Source organism: Nitrosomonas ureae, assembly GCF_001455205.1.
Lineage (GTDB): Bacteria > Pseudomonadota > Gammaproteobacteria > Burkholderiales > Nitrosomonadaceae > Nitrosomonas > Nitrosomonas ureae.
The window spans coordinates 1531850-1551739 of the sequence record NZ_CP013341.1 but is presented as its reverse complement, the minus strand read 5'-3'; the positions used below and the strand labels follow the sequence as shown (position 1 = coordinate 1551739).

The window sequence follows — 19890 nt, the reverse complement described above, 5'->3', positions numbered from 1 at the left end:
AGATGGATGGCGTGCAAAGAAATTCGGCGGAACGTTTTAAGCTTTCGCGTTGCGCGGGCTAAGCCACGCTGCGAAGCGTCGTCGGCTTGCATGAAATAACAGACCGCTCACGTCTCAGCCGCGAAAGGCCGCATCGATTGCGGCAATATCGATTTTCTTCATCGTCATCATCACATCAAAGGCTCGTTTGGCGGCAATGCGGTCGGGACTGGTGAATGCTTTCGTCAGAGCAACCGGCGTAATCTGCCAAGAGATGCCCCACTTGTCCTTGCACCAACCGCAGTCGCTCTCCTGACCACCGTTGCCGACGATCGCGTTCCAATAGCGATCCGTTTCACTTTGGTCTTCGGTCGCAACCTGAAAAGAAAAGGCTTCGTTGTGCTTGAACGCAGGCCCGCCATTGAGTCCGAGGCACGGGATGCCCATTACGGTGAACTCGACAGTCAATACATCCCCTTCTTTGCCCGATGGAAAATCCCCTGGAGCGCGATGCACCGCGCCGACGGACGAATCGGGAAATGTCTCGGCATAAAATCGCGCAGCCCCCTCGGCGTCGTTTTCGTACCAGAGGCAGATCGTATTTTTTGCAATCTTGGTCATGTCATATTTCCTTTGAATTGAGAGATTATATGGTTCCGCATTGCTTCAGCTTCGTAGGACGGATGCCCGAAGGGTGATCCGTCAAATCAAAACCGGCATCAACCTATCATTCAATGCTGCCATCATTCTTATTCAGCAGGATTGCATGGGCTAATAAATCATACGGATGGCATACCTTTATTACGCAAGTTATGCGTATCATGCACTATACGTTTAAAGATTTGCGACATCGGCTTGTAATTCACATTTACACCATCAATATTGGCATTAATCCACTCATTCGGTTGTATGTTCTCCCAATCAAGATCATAACCGGCAGCAAGAGAAAGATGCTCAAATAACAATCGTTGGACTCTTCCGTTGCCTTCTCGGAAAGGATGTATCATATTGAACTCACAGTAATATTCAGCAAGCTTATCGCAAAAATCTTCCTCGGATAGATTCTTTAACCAATTGTTTTTGTCTAAACTATTGAATAACCTTTGTGATTCAGGGATCAATCTTGCACAGTTACAGAAGCGCGTGCCGCCTTTCGATATATCCACACTACGCAGCTTACCTGCCCAATCATATAAGTCAGAGAAAAGCTGGCGGTGAAGGTGTTCCATATACTTCAAGTCATACGGAGGAGGTTTGAAAACTATCTTTCCGGCCGTTATTGCTGTGATTTCTCTTTCTGCTTTTTCAAGCTCATCCATATTCTTAATGTTAAGCTTATTTTTTAAGATTGTGGTTCCTTGGTAACAGTAACAGTCATTCGCCGCATCATACTTATCCATGAACTTACCTTCTGTATTTCGCTAGCACACTTTCTAATGATGTGCTTTCATCTGGGTATTCGATTTCAATGCCTTCAAGCTTCGAGCTATTTTTGAATTTTTTTAATTTTGTTCTTTCATAATGCTCGTAGGGGTCGAAAAAACCTGAGCTAAATGTTGTGATGATTAAACTGGCTTTATGCTTTAATTCCTGCCGATCTCTCGCTTTTATTTTCAGTTTAAGGATATTGGATATCTCTTTCTTTGACTCTGTAAAAGAGTTTCTTTCACATACTGAAACTAAAAGCTTATAATTTAAGGAAACAATTTTCTTAAGACTATGAATCTTAAAAAATAAAGACTCCCATCCATTAACTCCCAATTTATTACCAATCTCCTTTTCCAGGATTTTCTTGATATCAAAATAGGAGCCAAATGACCTTAGCTCAAGCACACTAGATGCTGTCAAAATTTCGCTTACTTTCATATTAACTCAGCATATTCAATAACAAAATTAAGCACATAATACAGCTTCTGAAAGCAAAATGTCCCAGATTATTTGGGATACGCACAACTACCATTAGACGTCTGAAATAACGTGATATATTACGCTTAGAGCAATAGTTAAACCCGCAGTATCCATTCTATCTCATTATTTTTTATGAAATTGTCACTGTTCTGAGCTTCATCGTTAAATATCGCCGGAAAGCATTAGATCCACACCCTAAAATTCCATACCCGCAAAGCATACCCTTCAACCTCAGCTTCATGCAATTGATATTGACACGCACCATAACTAAGCATTTCCATTGAAAAACGTTTAGAATATGCGCCCCTTTCTTGCAACCATCATCCGTAGGTATCTACTTTGATTACAACCGCTAATATCACCATGCAATTCGGCGCCAAGCCGCTGTTTGAAAATGTTTCCGTTAAATTTGGCGGGGGTAACCGTTATGGATTGATCGGCGCAAACGGTTGCGGCAAATCGACGTTTATGAAGATTCTCGGGCGCGATCTTGAGCCCACTTCCGGTAATGTCGCGGTTGACAGCGGTGAACGGGTGGGCAAGCTGCGGCAGGATCAATTCGCGTTTGAAGATTGTCTGGTGATCGATACGGTCATGATGGGACACGCCGAATTATGGCGCATCAAGCAGGAACGCGACACCATTTATGCCAATCCGGATGCTACGGAAGACGATTATATGCATGCTGCCGAACTGGAATCCGAGTTTGCCGAGCTGGATGGCTATTCGGCGGAAGCGCGCGCCGGGGAGCTATTGCTTGGGGTGGGCATTCCCTCTGACCAGCATCAGGGATTGATGAGCGCGATTGCGCCGGGATTCAAGTTGCGCGTGTTATTGGCGCAGGCCTTATTTTCCAATCCGGATATCTTATTGCTGGATGAGCCGACCAATAATCTCGACATCAATACCATCCGCTGGCTGGAAGATGTCATCAATACCAGCAAGAACACCATTATCATTATCTCGCATGATCGGCATTTTCTGAACAGCGTGTGCACGCATATGGCTGATCTGGATTACGGTGAACTGCGAATTTATCCCGGCAACTATGATGACTATATGACCGCATCGACCCAGGTGCGCGAGCGCATGTTGGCCAATAACGCCAAGAAGAAAACACAGATTGCCGATTTGCAGTCGTTTGTCAGCCGTTTCTCCGCCAATGCGTCGAAAGCCCGCCAAGCAACCAGCCGTGCGCGACAGATCGAGAAAATCAAACTGGAAGACGTCAAACCATCCAGTCGCCAATATCCTTTTATTCGTTTTGAAGTTGATGATCGGGACAAGCTGCACCGACTGGCCGTTTCCATCAAAGCAATCAGCAAGGGCTTCCCCGGATTGGATAAGCCTTTATTCGATTGTTTCAGCCTGGATATCGAAGCCGGCGAGAAAGTCGCCATCATCGGCCCCAACGGCATCGGAAAAACCACGCTGCTGCGCTGTCTGGCAGGTGATCTGATGCCGGATTGTGGTGAGATCAAATGGCCCGATAAGGCGCATCGCGGTTACTATGCACAAGATCATGCGGCTGATTTTGAAGAAGAACTGTCATTAACCGAATGGATGGATCAATGGCGGCAAGGCAATGATGACGATCAAACAATACGCGGCACGTTGGGTCGGCTACTATTCTCAGGCGATGACATCAAAAAATCCACCCGTGTGATTTCCGGCGGAGAAAAGGGCCGCATGCTCTTTGGCAAGCTGATTCTGCGGAAACCGAATATTCTGCTGATGGATGAGCCGACCAATCACCTGGATATGGAATCCATCGAATCACTGAACAGTGCGTTGGAGAAGTTTACCGGCACCTTGATTTTTATTTCCCATGACCGTGAATTCGTTTCTTCACTAGCCACGCGAATTCTTGAAATGAAACCGGATGGAATTAATGACTTCAAAGGTGATTATGAAGATTATTTGAGATCGCAGGGGATTGATTAATTCAGCGTGCTCTCCAATTTCCCGTTGGCTGCGGCATCTGCCAGCCCGTTCTCGGCTTTTTACTTAAGCTGTAATCTTAGACAGAATTTTTCTTAGTCATATTGGACTTGAGAAATTCATTAGGCTGTATGATGTTGGGATTCCTATCGTTATTCCCAAACTACTTACTTGTTGGCTTTGCGTCCTGTGATTGCTTCCAATCGCGATTTTAGAATTCTTTTTAAATCTGTAACATTCTTGTACTCTGGGCAGTTATACGCAGCAAGATCAAAATGTATTTTTGTACCTTGCTTTCTATAAAGAATTACTCTCCGTCCGAGCGAATGTGCATATCCTACTTCATAATAAACACTCGGCCGTTCACCGGTTAAGTCAGCAATCAGAAATTCCGAGCTTTCAATTTCTTTGATAATTCTAGCAGTGATAATCTCTTCGTGCTCTATAATATCCGCCCTCACAGCAATTATCCCAAACTCTTCAAAACAGTCCTTTATGGTTTCATATATATCTTCTAGTGCGTTCTCGCCGGGATCGATCCACATCATTACAAATGCAGTGCCGGGTCTATACTCCGTAGTTACTTGTGGATTCGCGTCGTAATCATTGGCACCAACTGTCGGCGACACTTCAATTAGATCAATCAATCCCAAAAGATTAGCAATATCTTTATCAAACTCTCGTTTAGCGAGTTCTGGCTCTAGAGGATTTTCGTCTGACTGACCAGGTGGTTTTACTCCCAGGACGTGACCTTCGTCATGAAGTATCTCGGTATCCCATACATGATACTTGCGTAGCCGTAATGAAGATCGCAGAGATTTAGTCCAATGACTCAGGTCACGTCGATCAACTTCAGTAACAAGAGCAGAATTTCGTATAGAGTTCCCTATCTGCTGTATTAGCAACATTAATTCTCTTTGGATAAAAATCGACTCTTCCTGCTCGTTGATTTTAAGTTTGTTCCAGTATATATCCGAACAATATTCCACGCCGACAGGGACTGAAACGTCACTAACGTAATCTACCTTATGAAAAAATTTCCCTGAGCGATGTCTCAGCGACTCAACTGAATCACGAAGTTTTTGTAATGATAATGCCATTGAAACCTCATAAGATAACTATAGTAATACCTTCGTAATGACGCAAACCACCTATTAAACTAGAGCTAACATCTGACACGCTAGTTTATGGTTTCATCATAACAAACTTTGTCATATCCATAATGTGCAGCCGACGAGCACAATCACGCCCTCCTCAAAAACTACAGTACGATTTGCCGCCATTATTGGGGAAATTCGAAACGATCAATGATGAAATGTGAATACCTGAATCGCACACACAAAAACAGGAAAAATTCCATTGATGACATACATTACTCGACGCAGGGAGGCCAATTTTTTGGGAATCGCCTGCTCTTACTGAAAAAAGGCGGTCAGCGTTTTGTGGAAGTTTTACTGACCGGATAAAACTTTTGAAGTTGCACAACAATTGGCTGTTAGCCTAGTGTAACCACGACGCCATCACTACCCGCGCTGCTTCTTGTCGTTTTCAATCAACGCATACGCGGAATGGTTATGAATTGACTCAAAATTCTCTGATTCCACGACATACGCATCAATCCGTCCATCATGATTCAGAACTTCCGCAATATCCCTTACGATATCCTCAACAAATTTCGGATTATCGTATGCCTTCTCGGTCACATATTTTTCATCCGGCCTTTTCAGCAAACCGTAAAGCTCGCATGATGCATTATTCTCAGCAATCTGGATAATATCTTCAATCCACACAAAACTGTTTGTGCGTACAGAGATGGTGACATGCGAACGTTGATTATGCGCGCCATAATTGGATATCTTCTTGGAGCAAGGGCATAGGCTGGTGACAGGAACGATGACTTTCATGGTGAATAAATATTCACCATTTTTCATCTCGCTGATGAATGTCACTTCATAATCCAGCAAGCTTTTTACTTGTGAGACAGGTGCCGACTTATTGATAAAATAGGGGAAAGTCATTTCGATATGACCCGAATCCGTCTCCAGTTTTGTAATCATCTCTTGCAAGATGATTTGAAACGACTCTACTGAGATTTCCCGCTCGTGGCTATTCAGGATCTCAACAAAGCGGGACATGTGTGTGCCCTTGAAATTATGCGGCAGATTAACATACATGTTAAAAACCGCCACAGTATGCTGTACACCATCATCTTTATCGGCCACAACCACGGGATGGCGGATCGCTTTGATTCCAACCCGGTCTATCGCAATACGCCGGGTATCTAATGAGCTTTGCACATCGGCAATTGGCATATCTATATGTTTATTCATATTTTCTCCTGTACGACCAAGTGGCCCTGCTAACAGTAAATCAAGCAATTGATCGATTGTTAATGATTATTCAGGCAATACTGCTCGTACTGATTTGATGATGCCACTGCTATCCAATCCGCAATCCGCAAGCATCTGCGCATGATCGCCCTGTTCAATAAAAATATCCGGCAATCCAAGCTGCAGTACCTCAACTTGAATTCTCTGACTATTAAGCGATTCTATGACAGCACTGCCAGCACCACCCATCACGGTATTTTCTTCCACGGTCACCAGCAAATCATGATCAGCAGTCAGCGATGCCAAAAGATCATCATCCAGCGGTTTGATAAAGCGCATATTAACCACGGTGGCATTCAGCTCATCTCCCGCCGCCAGGCAAGGTGCCAACATGCTGCCAAAAGCCAGTAGAGCAATTTTCTCCCCTTGACGCCGTATTTCTCCGCGTCCGATAGGCAACGCCTGCATCTCCTTTTGAACCTGTATACCCGGCCCAGTTCCCCGGGGATAACGAACTGCTGTTGGCGTATCCAGTTTAAAGGCGGTATACAACATTTGCCTGCATTCATTTTCATCTGCAGGTGCCATCACGGTCATATTTGGAATGCAGCGCAAATAGGTCAAATCAAAACTTCCCGCATGCGTGGGTCCATCCGCCCCGACCAAGCCGGCCCGATCAATGGCAAATACCACAGGTAAATTCTGAATCGCCACATCATGAATCAATTGATCATAGGCACGCTGCAAAAAAGTTGAATAAATCGCCACAACCGGTTTTAAGCCATCGCATGCCGCACCCGCCGCGAATGTAACCGCGTGCTGCTCGGCTATGCCCACGTCAAAATAACGCTCGGGATATTCTTCTGAAAAACGAACCAATCCCGAGCCTTCGCGCATCGCCGGTGTCACACCGATCAGACGGGAATCCTGCGCTGCCATGTCACATAACCAATCGCCAAAAATTTGTGTATAGGTGGGTTTGCCATTTGATTTGACCACAATCCCTTTATTCGGATCGAACTTTCCCACGCCGTGATACAAAATGGGATCTTCTTCCGCCACTTTGTAGCCTGCGCCTTTACGAGTCACTACATGGAGGAATTGTGGCCCCTCCAGCTGCTTGATATTTCTCAGGGTAGTAACCAATACATCCAAATCATGGCCATCGATCGGCCCAATATAATTAAACCCGAATTCTTCAAATAAAGTGCCCGGCGTTACCATACCTTTGACATGCTCTTCAGCCCGCTTGGCCAATTCCAACACGGTCGGAACAACCCCTAATACCTTCTCACCCGCACGCCGCGCCGTCGCATAAAACCGTCCTGACATCAGCTTGGCCAGATAATTGTTAAGCGCTCCCACCGGACGGGATATTGACATGTCATTGTCATTCAGAATAACCAGTAAATTCGCATCCATCACGCCAGCATTATTCAATGCTTCAAATGCCATGCCCGCGCTCATGGCACCATCACCAATAATCGCGATAGCTCGCCGATCAGTTCGGTTTAGTTGCGCAGCAACCGCCATACCCAACGCGGCACTGATCGAAGTACTTGAGTGCGCAGTACCAAACGCGTCATATTCACTTTCATCCCGTCGTGGAAAACCGGCCAGACCGTCCTGCATGCGTAATTTATTCATTCCATTGCGACGGCCTGTCAGAATTTTATGCGCATACGTCTGATGTCCCACATCCCAAACCAATTGATCGTGAGGTGTATTAAACACGTAATGTAAAGCAATGGTTAATTCAACTGTGCCTAGATTGGAAGAAAGGTGTCCGCCGGTTTTTGCGACTGAATCTATCAGGAAACTACGTAATTCTTTAGCAAATTGCGGTAACTTCTTCTGATCCAACTCTCGTAATTGGAAGGGTAAATTTATGGTATCTAACAATGGATACATTCAATGCCTGAAAATAAAAGATGTAGAAAAAATTCTTGGAATCAGAATTTACGTTTAATTATAAAATCAGTTACCTGACGCAGCCTTAGCGCAGCTTCATTAAAACCATCCAGCGCTTGATAAGCATCATGCTGAAGTTTCTCAGCCAGCTCGCGTGCCTGACTGATGCCAAGAATGCTGACATATGTCGGTTTATTATGCTCCGCATCTTTCCCGGCGGTTTTACCTAATGTCGCTGTTGTTGCTTCAGTATCCAGCAAATCATCAACCACCTGGAATGCCAAACCGACACACTTGGAAAAATGATCCAGCTGAGCCAGCTGTTCATCGCTCAAACAGCTACTGCAACGCGCTCCCAACATCACCGCAGCACGAATCAACGCACCGGTTTTATGGATATGCATGAACTCCAGTTCTGGCAAACTGAGCATCTTACCGACACTGTCCAGATCAAATGCCTGTCCTCCCGCCATACCCCGAGAGCCTGACGCCAATGCCAACTGCGCAATCATCTGCAGTTGCGTCTCAGGTATATCCGCCAACGGTTTTTCCGCCAGCAATTCAAATGCAAGCGTCTGCAGGCTATCGCCTGTGAGCAACGCGGTAGCTTCGTCATATTCGATATGACAGGTAGGTTTTCCCCGCCGCAAAATATCGTCATCCATGCAAGGCAAATCATCATGCACCAAAGAGTAAGCATGAATCAGCTCCACTGCAGCAGCCACCACGGTTATGCGTTCTAAATCGGCAGCGACAAGCTCACCCGCTGCAAATGATAATAATGGACGCACTCGTTTCCCACCACCCAGCACCGAATAGCGCATGGCTTTATGCAATCGCTCAGGAACACAATCGGCAGCCGGCAATCTCGCTTCCAAGAATGTTTCGATACGTGCCTGACAACTACCCGCCCAGCTCTGAAAATCAGGATTCATTGCTATCAGATCGATTAAAGTTTTTTAACATTCCGGCTTCAAGCACACGCACTTGCTGCTGCGCGCCTTGTAATTTATCCTGGCAATATTGCAATAATTCCGCGCCACGCTGATAGGCTGAGAGCGAGGCCTCCAATGTCATTTGTCCTGCCTCCATGGCCGCCACTATTTTCTCAAGCTCGGCGGATGCCGCTTCAAAACTCTCGGGCTGAGTCGAAGCAGCATGTTTAGATGATTTGTTCATAAAAAACTTTAGCCAGCAAATAAGATACTGATAAAAATCATAGGTGATTCTATTACAAAAAACAGATAAAAATAACGCAAGAAGCAATATGAGGTCAATGCAAATTTAGCAAAAGCGGTTTCAATTTTCCGCAAAATTGAATAACAATTATCCACAACCTCCCACAAACACAGACAACTTTCATCGTTTGGGAAATAGCTTCCAATTCTCTCAGTTACCCTCAATTTTACTGTACTAACCGGTAATATTGATACATAGGCCTTACTATGGCAAGATACGGGCTTCGGTCAAGATCGCTGGAATTGTGAATATTTGTTCTTCAGAAGAAATTTAAACCATGTACATTCATCATGGTTCCAAATCACGACCGCCTATTTCGGTAACCAGGGTTTAGATTTTCAATACTTAAGCCCATTCTGTATTTCAAATGCATTTAAATTGAGACGACATTGAACGACGAAAATATTAATCAAATTGTTGGGTACTTCGAAACCGTGCCACTATGGCCATTTGTATTATTTGGCTTATTAGGAATAGTAGCTATTATGGTGGATATCATTAACCGTAAACGTCGTGCTTTAGCCATCGATAATTTTCGTTACACGATTGAAAAGGAGTTTGCCGATATGTATCCGGAGCATAAACGCTGGCCAAAAAATATTAACCATTACCTTACAGCCCGTTTGCCGGAAATGTATCATAATTTTGAAGTACTACGCGTATTCATTCCACAGGATCGCTTACGTGAATACAACATAGATTGGAACAATTTCCGTGATTTCTGTCGTAATCTTACCGATGAAAAGATTACCGCAGCCGAACAAAACTCCACTGCCACGAATCAACCTGCCAGCACCGAACCCGATCCCAAGATTGAATTTCATCAACTCCTCTCGAAATTACTCAAACATACGCATATTTAAACATTCTTAGTGGATCTATCAAACAAATACAAATTAACAGCAAATTGATTCGTAATTAATTAATTTTACTCGAATTTATACAGAAACATTCATACAGTATGACCAAACACGATAAACCGGGCAATCCCTTAGTGACGGTGCGACCGGTGATGACGTATCGTGATATGAGTAAGTTTATTGATGTGCCCTGGCATATCTACGCAAATGACCCGATGTGGGTACCTCCCTTGCGTCTGGAACGACGCTTTCATTTCTCCCGTTATAATCCTTTTTTTAAACACGGTGAGTGGCAAGCCTGGGTAGCATTTCAGAACGGTCGACCCGTTGGCCGCATCAGCGCGCAAATCGACTCGCTACACCAGGAACGCTACGGAACAGACAGCGGCCACTTTGGTTTAATGGAATGTATCGATAATTCGGAAGTGTTTGCCGCGTTGATGCTTCACGCGGAAGCATGGTTAGCTTCCCGGCAAATTCGCCGTATCAGCGGCCCGTTCAATCTTTCAATAAATCAGGAATGCGGCATACTGGTAGACGGATTTGATACGCCTCCCGTCATCATGATGCCGCACTCAGCGCGCTGGTATGATCGCTTATTGACAGAGCAGGAATATTATCCGGTCAAAGATTTATTGGCGTATCGGATTAGAGTTGATTTTGAAATGCCACTTGCCATGCAAATGCTGATCGATCGATTTTCTTCAACAATTATATTCCGTACACTGCAACGCAATAAATTTGACGAAGAAATGGAAGCGCTGCGCGATATCTTTAACGATGCTTGGTCTGAAAACTGGGGATTCATCCCATTTACGCAAGAAGAGTTTGCCGAACTAGGGAGCAGCCTGCGCCTGCTGTTACCGGACGAATTCATCCAAATTGCCGAAGTCGATGGCAAACCTGCGGCATTTATGGTGAGCTTACCCAATCTGAACGAAGTTTTAGCCAAATTGAACGGGAACTTACTCCCATTCGGTTGGCTTAAGCTCATCAAAAGTATTAGAAACCAAGAAATTCGCTCCGGCCGCATACCATTGATGGGTGTACGCAAACAATTTCACAATACGCCGCTTGGCTTGGCATTAGCCTGTCTGGTTATCGATGCTCCTCGGCAAACTGCGATCGCCCGCGGTATTGAGGAAGTTGAAATGTCATGGATACTGGAAGATAACATGGCAATGCGCAATATTCTCGATCATCTGGGTAGTGAGCAGTACAAGCGCTATCGCATCTACCAAAAAATATTATGAGTGATGCATTCAATCCGGCATCGCAGCAATTTGTTGCGCTGGTTCTAGCCGCTGATCGCACCGGTAAAGATCCTATCACGCAACATACCGGTGCGGCTTGCAAAGCCTTCGCGCCGGTTGATGGCATTCCGATGATTATCCGCGTCCTGGATACGTTGATGGCTTGTAATCAAATTTCCAGCATCATTCTATGCGGTCCTCCGGAATCTTTGCACGCCCATTGCCCGGAATTAAAACAGCGCATCGTTTCAGGGCAAGTAAAATGGCTACCCAACATGGACTCTCCCAGCCGCAGCGCGGAAAGCGGCCTTAACCACGTCTGCCGCAATACACCGGTATTATTAACCACTGCCGATCATGCTTTACTCACACCCGGCATTGTGCAGAATTTTTTGCAAAAATCACTCGCAGCAAATAGCGATGCCACCGTCGGCGCAATCAATCAGAACGTGATCGCGGCTGCATTCCCAAATGCCAAACGCACTGTCATCCGCTTGAATGATGGCGGATTTTGTGGTTGCAATCTGTTTACATTCAAGCCGCAAGGACGCTCAGTGGTAAGATTCTGGCGCAAAGCGGAAGATTTGCGCAAACGCCCCTGGCGTTTAATTGCACAAGTACTCGGATTCAAAACGGTATTATCTTATTTGTTGGGATCCTTGACATTGCACCAGGCGTTAGCGGCAGTATCGGAAAAATCCGGGGTAACCATACAAGCCATTATGCTGGACGATCCACGCGCCGGAGTAGACGTGGATAAAGTCGAAGACTTAGTACTGGCTGAGTCGATACTCAGATCAGAGTCATGAAATTAATCGAACGCTATATCGCACGGGAAATAATGCTGCCTTTCACGGTAGTGATTCTCATCCTGATCGGACTATTCGCCAGTTTCAGCAGTGCCAGGCTTTTAGCCGGTGCCGTCACGGAAACCTTGGGAATCGCCGGTTTGATTAAACTGGTTTTTCTCAAAACCCTGATCGCATTGGAGGTGTTAATTCCCATCGCCCTCTATATTTCAGTCATTATGGGCCTGGGAAGACTCAACAAAGATCAGGAATTGAATGTTATCCGTTCAGTGGGCATCAGCGGCCACCGCATCGTTATTGCGGTGCTGACCGTCGCGATACCGGTGGGTATCATCAGTGGCATGTTGTCATCGTATGTTCGTCCTTGGGCTTACGGAGAAAGCTACATTCTCGACGCCCAGGCAGAAGCGGAACTCAATACCAATCGATTTCAAGCCGGACGGTTCTATGGTAGCGAAAAAAGCGGCAGGGTAATCTATGTACGCAATAAAGATGAAGCCGACAAACAAATGCAAAATATTTTTCACTACATCAAGAAACCTGACAGCAGTGAAATCGTCATTGCCAAACAAGCTCAACAATTTAAACCCACGGCAGAAGACGATAGGCCGCACATTCAGTTATCAGAGGGGATCATCTATCAATTGACAAACATCGCCAGCACCGATGATGTCATTCAGTTCAAAAAGATGATTTATTTCATCGATAATGATTTTGTTACGAATTACCGGCGCAAAGCGGCCGCGACAAGAACACTGTGGGAATCGGATCTGCCGCGTGACATAGCCGAGTTGCAATGGCGCATCTCGCGTCCGCTTGCTACCATACTACTGGCGCTCATTGCCTTAACTTTTATTCATACCTCTCCCCGCCAGGACAAAACGGAAAAAACCTATCTCATTGCTGCCTTGGTTTTCGCCGCATACTATAATCTGAGCGGATTAGCAAAAACCTGGGTAGAACAGGAAACTATCGGCAGCGTGCCTGGCGTATGGTGGCTGGAACTGCTCATGCTGCTTGTGCTCATCACGTATGCCCTGATTGTTAGACAAAAACACTTATCACGCTCAAGATAATGATTTATCTATACATCTCTCGTCAGGTATTGATTGGCTTCTTGATTGCCATCGCTGTGATATTGCCGCTTTTCAGTTTCTTTGACTTACTTGATCAATTGGATGATGTAGGTAGAGGCACTTATCGCATTACCGATGCGTTTCTCTATACCACGATGCTGCTACCACGCAGATTTATTCAAATCGCCCCTTTTGTAGCTTTATTAGGCACGGTCACGGCACTGGGAAAATTGGCGATACATTCGGAATTGATTGCCATGCGAGTTGCTGGACTCTCTCCCTGGCGCATCAGCCTCGCACCTTTAAGTGTCGGCATTTTACTTTTACTGGGCGTTGCCATTTTAGAGCAATTCATTGCGCCGCAATTGCAACAAAAAGCAATTACTTATCGGGCTATTGCATTAGAGCAAAGTGCTGAACTCGGAAGAAACCTGGGGATCTGGACACGCAATGAAAAGAATATTTTGCGTATCGGTCAAATCATCAACAATAATAAAGCAGCCACTATTGAAATCCTGCAACTGGATCAAGAGGGCTTTTTAGCTGCCCATGTCTTGGCCCAAACCGCAGAAATTGTTGATAATGAAACCTGGGAACTCAGCAATGTTATCGTCAGAACTTTTGCAGATAATCAAATCACGGTAGCTCACCATAATACTTTAAACTGGTCTTCCTTTGTCAGTCCGGAAGACATCGCCACGTTGACTAAACCACCCGAAAGTTTATCGCCACTTGAGTTGTTCCGGCATGTTGAATTTCTACGCAGCACCGGCCAGGAGGCAGATTCTTACGCACTGGCACTATGGCGAAAAATCGGTAGTGCGCTGATGACCATCGCAATGCTGTTATTATCCATTCCTTTTGTTTTTGGATCGATCCGCAGCGGCTTGAGCAACAAATTGGTATTCGCTTCGCTGATTGGTATCGCGGTTTACTTGCTCGATCAGATTATTGCAAATACGGGCTTGATATTGCAATTAAACCCGGCACTGATAGCATTGGCGCCCGGCTTTACTATAATCATGGTGGCCAATGTATGGTTACGCAGAACTCACTGATTCAAAATCTTCAGTAGAGAGCTGCGCGCCAAGATCCAACTTTGGAACTAAATAAATACGAAAAAATGGGACAATTTGCGGTAATAGGCTTAGGTCGGTTTGGTTCAGCAGCATCGTTGGAATTAATGCGCCTTGGTCATTCAGTAATCGGCGTGGATATTAACGCAAAAATTGTGAACCAAATAGCAGATCAACTGACCCTTGCAGCAGTAGCGGACGCAACGGACGAACATGCGCTTAAAGATCTGAACATAACAGCTTGTGATGCTGCGTTGGTAGCAATGGGAGAAAGTCTGGAAGCCAGCATATTATGTGTACTGTTGCTCAAAAGCATGGACATCAAAGAAATTTGGGTCAAAGCCACTTCAAAACCACATCACACCATTCTCTCCAGGATTGGAGTTTCCCGAATCATTCATCCTGAAGAAGAAATGGGCATGAAAGTGGCCCAATCGCTCAGCTACCCTATGGTTAATCAATACATGTCGATCGGTCATAGTTTATATGTCGTTGAAATTAAAATAACCGAGAAATGCCAGGGCATATCAATTGCAGAATTGTTAAAAGAAGTTAAAGACTCTATAGATCCTTTACTGGTGCGGCGAAAAAAAAACCATCTTCAAACGGATTGAACCCAGCTTTACCTTGGAAATGGATGACTCTCTCGTATTGGCAGGATCATTAAATGCGCTTAAAACAATTGCACCAAGGCTAGCGTAATCATGAAACCATGGGATCCCCATGTTTCACCCTATAAACTATCTGCAGCAAAAAAGTATGCATTTAATGTTAGCCCGCCGGCAGTTCTATTTCTCGGATTCATTTTGCTTATTGCAATCGGCTCTCTACTACTAAAACTGCCATTCGCCACACATGCTGAAACCAGCTGGTTACAGTCTGTATTTACTGCAACTTCAGCAGTGACAGTTACGGGGCTGGTAATTCTCGATACAGGCACTCATTTTACGTTATTTGGCCAGATCGTCATTGCACTGCTGATTCAAATAGGAGGCCTGAGCTTCATGACTTTTGCAATTGTTGCGGCATTGAGCTTAGGCACAAAACTGGGAATCGGGCAACAAATGATCGCGCAAGAGGCATTTAATCAAACCAGTCTGGAAAAAGTTGCTCACACTGCAAAATATGTACTGATTTACTCTTTGTTCATCGAACTAATCGGATTTATAGCACTAACAGTAATTTGGCTCAATGATCTGGGATTCGGCAAGGCTGCCTACCATGCATTCTTTTATACCATTTCATCATTTAATAATGCTGGGTTTGCGTTAAACAGCAATAGCCTGATGCATTATTTCGACAATTTATCAGTCAATCTTGTAATCACGGCTCTTTTTATTATTGGCGGTATTGGTTTTTTGGTCTTGATAGATATAAAAACACAAAAAAAGTGGCGCAAACTAAGCGTAAATAGCAAAATTGTATTAATCAGCACATTAATTATAAATCTCTTCGGATTTGTGCTTATCTGGATTCTCGAAGCCGGAAATCCTGCAACATTAGGTCAATTATCTATTGCCGATCAAGCAATAGCTTCCTGGTTTCAGGCGGTAACACCTCGAACGGCGGGATTCAATACCTTAGCTATAGAAGAGTTGACTAATGCTACAACAACGCTGATGATCCTATTGATGTTTATCGGCGGAGGTTCGTTAAGCACCGCCAGCGGACTCAAAATAGGCACATTTGTGGTCTTGATCATGGCTACTTATACCTTTCTACGTCGCAGAGATGACGTGGTTATATTGCAGCGTACTATACCGCAACAACAAGTCATGAAAGCGTTGGCGCTAGCAATTGTATCTATTACCATAATATTCATTGGAATATTTATATTGACTGCAATTGAAAAAGCACCATTTATTGATATCGTCTTCGAGGTAGTATCTGCGCTCAGCACTGTAGGTTTATCCAGAGGATTAACCGCACAGTTGAGTATGGGAGGCGAGATATTGATTATATTTATGATGATCGTTGGGCGTGTAGGACCACTAACTTTCGCGTACTTTTTGGCCACTCCAAAGAAGAAACATATTAAATATGCCAATGCAGACATACAGGTAGGGTAATTCCAATGATTAAGAATAATTTATGATCCGTTTAAGGTTAAAAAATATTTAACTGAGAAATACTTACAGACATACAATCCAATAACTACTACACCACAGCATATGCCAGCTTCAACCTATATTCATATTTTCGGTGACAATGAAATAACCATTTGGGGGTTAACCGGATACGAGCGTCTGCAACGTATGCTGAAAGCATACGAATATGTCACCCTTGCCGATGATGTCGAGAAAATTCCCACGAATGCCAGCACGTTGTTCCTCAATGCCAATTTTCTGTTCGATACCCGTGTACTTTCGGTATTGCTCAAACTGGATAAGAATATCGCTTTATACAGTGAAGATGGGTGCCCTGCTGCGATACGCACCGATGGCAATCAGGCACCGCGACTGCTTAGAAATCTGAACAATAACAAGAACCAGAATTACAAATTCGCACTGCTGACCATTCCACGAATTGGCTTGAAAGATTTGAAAATTGGTTTTCAACAGAATCTGAAGAAAAAAGACCCGCCATATATTTTGCCTGTCAGCGAGGAAAATCGCTCGCTACTGGAAAAAGAACTATTTTCCGGATCATACAAAGGTGTTACCGACCTCGTTACCAAATGGGTATGGCCATTACCGGCATATTGGGTTACACATTTCTGCGTACGCCGGGGCTGGCAGCCCAATCATGTGACATACCTCAGTATCGTGCTTGCCATTCTGACCGGACTCGCCTTCTGGGCCGGATTCTTCGGCATTGGATTGTTGATGGGATGGTTCATGACTTTCCTGGATACGGTAGATGGAAAATTGGCACGGGTCACAGTGACTTCGAGCCGCATAGGAGACGTTCTGGATCACGGGTTGGACATCATCCATCCGCCGTTATGGTACCTGGCTTGGGGAGTGGGATTAGCAGGCACGCAAACCGCTATTCCCGGTCTGGAAATTTTCATGGGATTGATGTTTCTGGGTTATGTGGGCGGACGATTGTGCGAAGGCACATTTCAACTATGGTTAGCGCCGTTTGATCTATTTATCTGGCAAAAACTGGATTCATTTAACCGCTTGATTACAGCCCGGCGTAATCCCAACCTACTTTTTCTAAGCTGGGGTTGGTTGATTGATCGTCCGGATATCGGATTGTATCTGGTGGTATTCTGGCATTTGATCTCAACCGCATTTCTCGCATGGCGCGTGCTCGTAGCGTGGCGCACCAAAAATAGGGAAGGAACACTGAAATCCTGGCTGCAGGACATCGACCCGGCACGTGACCGGGAGATATTGGCGGTTAGAATTTTTACGCGCCCCCCGATCGATCTTAGGAAGCCGTTTCCGCTATCCTGAAATTTCACGGCTCACAACACAACATCTAATGACTTTACAATCGCGAATAAATCGCATAACGGCGGGAACCGCCAAGGTCGGCTGCTTGCTTAACCCCATGAGCGGCCAGGTGCGTAAAAGAAAGCCAGCCATCCGCCAAGCATTGGAAACCATACCGGGCATTCTCATATGCGAAACCAATGATGACCCCGGTTTTAGAAGCGCCATTAATCAGTTCATCCGGGAAAACATCGACTTACTACTCATCGTAGCAGGAGATGGCACCACGCATGCAATTCTGGGTCATCTGTTCACATCACTGCAACCTGAACAATGGCCACTCATCATGATTGTCCCGGGTGGAACCACCAATATGACACCATTGGGTTTGGGAATTCGCGGCAAACCGGGAAAAATTATCCAGCAACTGCATGACTTTCTGCTTGATCCATCCGCACCCAGACTGGTACAACGCCCCGTGCTGCGCATCGAGCAAGCAGGAACAGGCTCGATTTACGGCATGTTTTTTGCCGCTGGATTGGTCGCGCGCGGCGTCAAATTTTCGCGTAGCTCGGTAAAGCAAATAGGGATCACTGGCAGTATTTTCACCTCGTTGATTATGCTGCGGTCTCTTATTGGTTTAATGACTGGCAGGATACTTGGCCGCCATCAAAAGGAGTGGATGCCGATCAAAATGGCGATGACAGAAGCCAATGGCCGGAATCATCAGGGCACCTATTTATTTGTATTGGTCAGTGCACTGGATAACCTGCTACTCAATATCCGCCCTTATTGGGGCACAGAACCCGAACCGCTCCATGTAACATGGGTTGATCAACAATACAAACGCTTGTGGCGCTCATTATGGCCGCTACTTTCAGGTGGAGGTGAGACGCTACAGGAAAAAGATGGCTATTATAGCCATAACACCTCCGCTTTGACTGTGCACATGAATGATGAATACATTGTAGACGGTGAATTGTATAGATCGAATAATACACAAAATCCCCTGCAAATTACCGCAACTAACCCCGTAACGTTTTTAGTACTCAAGGACTCCGCTATTACCATGACCTCTCCCGTACCGCTACCCACCCAAGAGCTACCCATTCGATTGATTAGCGAAGTTGCCTGGGAAAACAACAAGGAAACATCGCCTGATCTCATACCGCTAATAGACGCTCTGATTATGCGCTTTGGCGAATCACTGGATGCCGTAATGCTTTATGGTTCCTGCCTGCACTCTTCCGTCAGCCTGGACGAAGGCATAGTCGACCTGTATGTCATCGTTAATAGCTACTACAAAGCTTATCCGGAAAAATATTTAGCCAATTTGAATGCCTGGCTGGCGCCCAATGTTTTTTATCTCGAAATACCGCACCAGGAACGCACATTACGCGCTAAATACGCGGTTATTTCGACCAAGGATTTTGAACGCGGCGCACAATTCTGGTTTCATCCTTATATCTGGGCGCGCTTTGCACAACCATCACGACTGCTATATTTTCGCGATGATGTCGTACGAGAACGCCTGTATGTCGCACAAGCTCACTCTGTGATTAATTTCCTGAAATCCGGTGTCTCTGCAATCGATGCCGGCATATGGGATGTAGAAGAAATCTGGACTCGCTGCCTGACACTCACCTACGCCGCCGAATTACGCGCTGAGCGGGAAACACGCGCGCGTCATCTGGCTCAAACTAACCTCAGCGCATTTACCCGCCTGACAGATGTTGCGAGCCCCATGCTGAAAGAAATACTGGAAAAACAAGATAACGGAAAATATCGTTGCCTGACCACACCAGAGATGCAACGGCAAGCACGGTGGCATTGGCGTTTGCGCCGCTGGCAGGGAAGAATCCTGTCCATCCTGCGCTTATCCAAAGCTACATTGACATTTAACAATAGCGTAGCTTATGCCGCATGGAAAATCGAGCGACATACCGGTGTGCATGTGAAAGTCACACCGGTATTACGCCGTCATCCCATTCTGTGGGGCTTGAAAGTAGCCTGGCAGTTGTTACGCCACGGTGTGATACGCTAAACAATTCAATCACGTTATAAAGATCAAGATTAATAACCGGTTACCTGATAATAAAATTACCAACCGAATTTTCTTAGGGAG

Annotated in this window: 19 protein-coding genes; 11 read left to right on the top strand and 8 right to left on the bottom strand. The window is 45.3% G+C overall.

Annotated features, from left to right (window positions below; genetic code table 11):
- Positions 1 to 114: 114 nt before the first annotated feature.
- The 3 genes from ATY38_RS07100 to ATY38_RS07090 form a co-directional block, all read right to left on the bottom strand.
- A complete protein-coding gene (locus ATY38_RS07100) occupies positions 115 to 600 on the bottom strand; it encodes a VOC family protein (RefSeq protein WP_062558695.1) in 486 nt (161 codons plus the stop codon).
- Between the two features lie 158 nt (positions 601 to 758).
- Positions 759 to 1379, bottom strand: a complete 621-nt coding sequence (locus tag ATY38_RS07095; RefSeq protein ID WP_062558694.1) for a putative adenosine monophosphate-protein transferase Fic — start codon at positions 1377 to 1379, stop codon at positions 759 to 761.
- 4 nt (positions 1380 to 1383) lie between these two features.
- The gene (locus tag ATY38_RS07090; RefSeq protein WP_062558693.1) at positions 1384 to 1845 is read right to left on the bottom strand and encodes a hypothetical protein; all 462 of its coding nucleotides are present in this window, start codon (positions 1843 to 1845) and stop codon (positions 1384 to 1386) included.
- 381 nt (positions 1846 to 2226) lie between these two features.
- On the opposite strand from ATY38_RS07090, the gene ATY38_RS07085 reads away from it, so the two are divergent.
- A complete protein-coding gene (locus tag ATY38_RS07085) occupies positions 2227 to 3831 on the top strand; it encodes an ABC-F family ATPase (protein WP_062558692.1) in 1605 nt (534 codons plus the stop codon).
- Positions 3832 to 3995: 164 nt separating this feature from the next.
- Here the strand turns inward: ATY38_RS07085 and ATY38_RS07080 are convergent, their stop codons facing one another.
- Positions 3996 to 4928, bottom strand: coding sequence for a TIR domain-containing protein (locus tag ATY38_RS07080; RefSeq protein WP_062558691.1), 933 nt, complete (start codon positions 4926 to 4928; stop codon positions 3996 to 3998).
- Between the two features lie 207 nt (positions 4929 to 5135).
- On the opposite strand from ATY38_RS07080, the gene ATY38_RS16055 reads away from it, so the two are divergent.
- Entirely contained in the window at positions 5136 to 5294 is a 159-nt protein-coding gene (locus ATY38_RS16055) for a hypothetical protein (RefSeq protein WP_158441764.1), read from the top strand.
- Between the two features lie 57 nt (positions 5295 to 5351).
- Here ATY38_RS16055 and folE2 read toward each other — a convergent pair whose 3' ends face one another.
- The 4 genes from folE2 to ATY38_RS07060 form a co-directional block, all read right to left on the bottom strand.
- Positions 5352 to 6158 (bottom strand): GTP cyclohydrolase FolE2, encoded by an 807-nt coding sequence (gene folE2, locus ATY38_RS07075; protein ID WP_062558690.1) that lies wholly within the window; start codon positions 6156 to 6158, stop codon positions 5352 to 5354.
- Between the two features lie 66 nt (positions 6159 to 6224).
- Positions 6225 to 8069, bottom strand: coding sequence for a 1-deoxy-D-xylulose-5-phosphate synthase (dxs, locus tag ATY38_RS07070; RefSeq protein ID WP_062558689.1), 1845 nt, complete (start codon positions 8067 to 8069; stop codon positions 6225 to 6227).
- Between the two features lie 41 nt (positions 8070 to 8110).
- Positions 8111 to 9004: a polyprenyl synthetase family protein gene (locus tag ATY38_RS07065; protein WP_062558688.1), complete on the bottom strand. Its 894-nt coding sequence runs from the start codon at positions 9002 to 9004 to the stop codon at positions 8111 to 8113.
- The gene (locus ATY38_RS07060) at positions 8994 to 9248 is read right to left on the bottom strand and encodes an exodeoxyribonuclease VII small subunit (protein WP_062558687.1); all 255 of its coding nucleotides are present in this window, start codon (positions 9246 to 9248) and stop codon (positions 8994 to 8996) included. Before ATY38_RS07060 ends, ATY38_RS07065 begins: the two co-directional genes overlap by 11 nt.
- A gap of 449 nt (positions 9249 to 9697) precedes the next feature.
- Here ATY38_RS07060 and ATY38_RS07055 point away from each other — a divergent pair, with 449 nt between their 5' ends.
- From ATY38_RS07055 to ATY38_RS07015, 9 genes are all read left to right on the top strand, one after another.
- The gene (locus ATY38_RS07055) at positions 9698 to 10171 is read left to right on the top strand and encodes a hypothetical protein (protein ID WP_062558686.1); all 474 of its coding nucleotides are present in this window, start codon (positions 9698 to 9700) and stop codon (positions 10169 to 10171) included.
- Positions 10172 to 10269: 98 nt separating this feature from the next.
- Positions 10270 to 11421 carry a hypothetical protein gene (locus ATY38_RS07050; protein WP_062558685.1) on the top strand — a complete coding sequence of 384 codons (1152 nt, stop codon included), beginning with the start codon at positions 10270 to 10272 and terminating at the stop codon, positions 11419 to 11421.
- Positions 11418 to 12230, top strand: coding sequence for a nucleotidyltransferase family protein (locus ATY38_RS07045; RefSeq protein WP_062558684.1), 813 nt, complete (start codon positions 11418 to 11420; stop codon positions 12228 to 12230). The genes ATY38_RS07050 and ATY38_RS07045 overlap by 4 nt, the downstream gene beginning before the upstream one ends.
- A complete protein-coding gene (lptF, locus tag ATY38_RS07040) occupies positions 12227 to 13306 on the top strand; it encodes an LPS export ABC transporter permease LptF (RefSeq protein WP_062558683.1) in 1080 nt (359 codons plus the stop codon). The genes ATY38_RS07045 and lptF overlap by 4 nt, the downstream gene beginning before the upstream one ends.
- A complete protein-coding gene (gene lptG / locus ATY38_RS07035) occupies positions 13306 to 14364 on the top strand; it encodes an LPS export ABC transporter permease LptG (RefSeq protein ID WP_062558682.1) in 1059 nt (352 codons plus the stop codon). Before lptF ends, lptG begins: the two co-directional genes overlap by 1 nt.
- Before the next feature lie 41 nt (positions 14365 to 14405).
- On the top strand, positions 14406 to 14996 hold the full coding sequence (locus ATY38_RS07030; RefSeq protein ID WP_201011920.1) for a potassium channel family protein: 591 nt from the start codon (positions 14406 to 14408) through the stop codon (positions 14994 to 14996).
- Between the two features lie 90 nt (positions 14997 to 15086).
- Positions 15087 to 16451 (top strand): TrkH family potassium uptake protein, encoded by a 1365-nt coding sequence (locus tag ATY38_RS07025; RefSeq protein WP_062558681.1) that lies wholly within the window; start codon positions 15087 to 15089, stop codon positions 16449 to 16451.
- Positions 16452 to 16553: 102 nt separating this feature from the next.
- Positions 16554 to 17786 (top strand): CDP-alcohol phosphatidyltransferase family protein, encoded by a 1233-nt coding sequence (locus ATY38_RS07020; protein ID WP_062558680.1) that lies wholly within the window; start codon positions 16554 to 16556, stop codon positions 17784 to 17786.
- Positions 17787 to 17814: 28 nt separating this feature from the next.
- On the top strand, positions 17815 to 19809 hold the full coding sequence (locus ATY38_RS07015) for a diacylglycerol kinase family protein (protein WP_062558679.1): 1995 nt from the start codon (positions 17815 to 17817) through the stop codon (positions 19807 to 19809).
- The last annotated feature ends 81 nt before the right edge of the window (positions 19810 to 19890 follow it).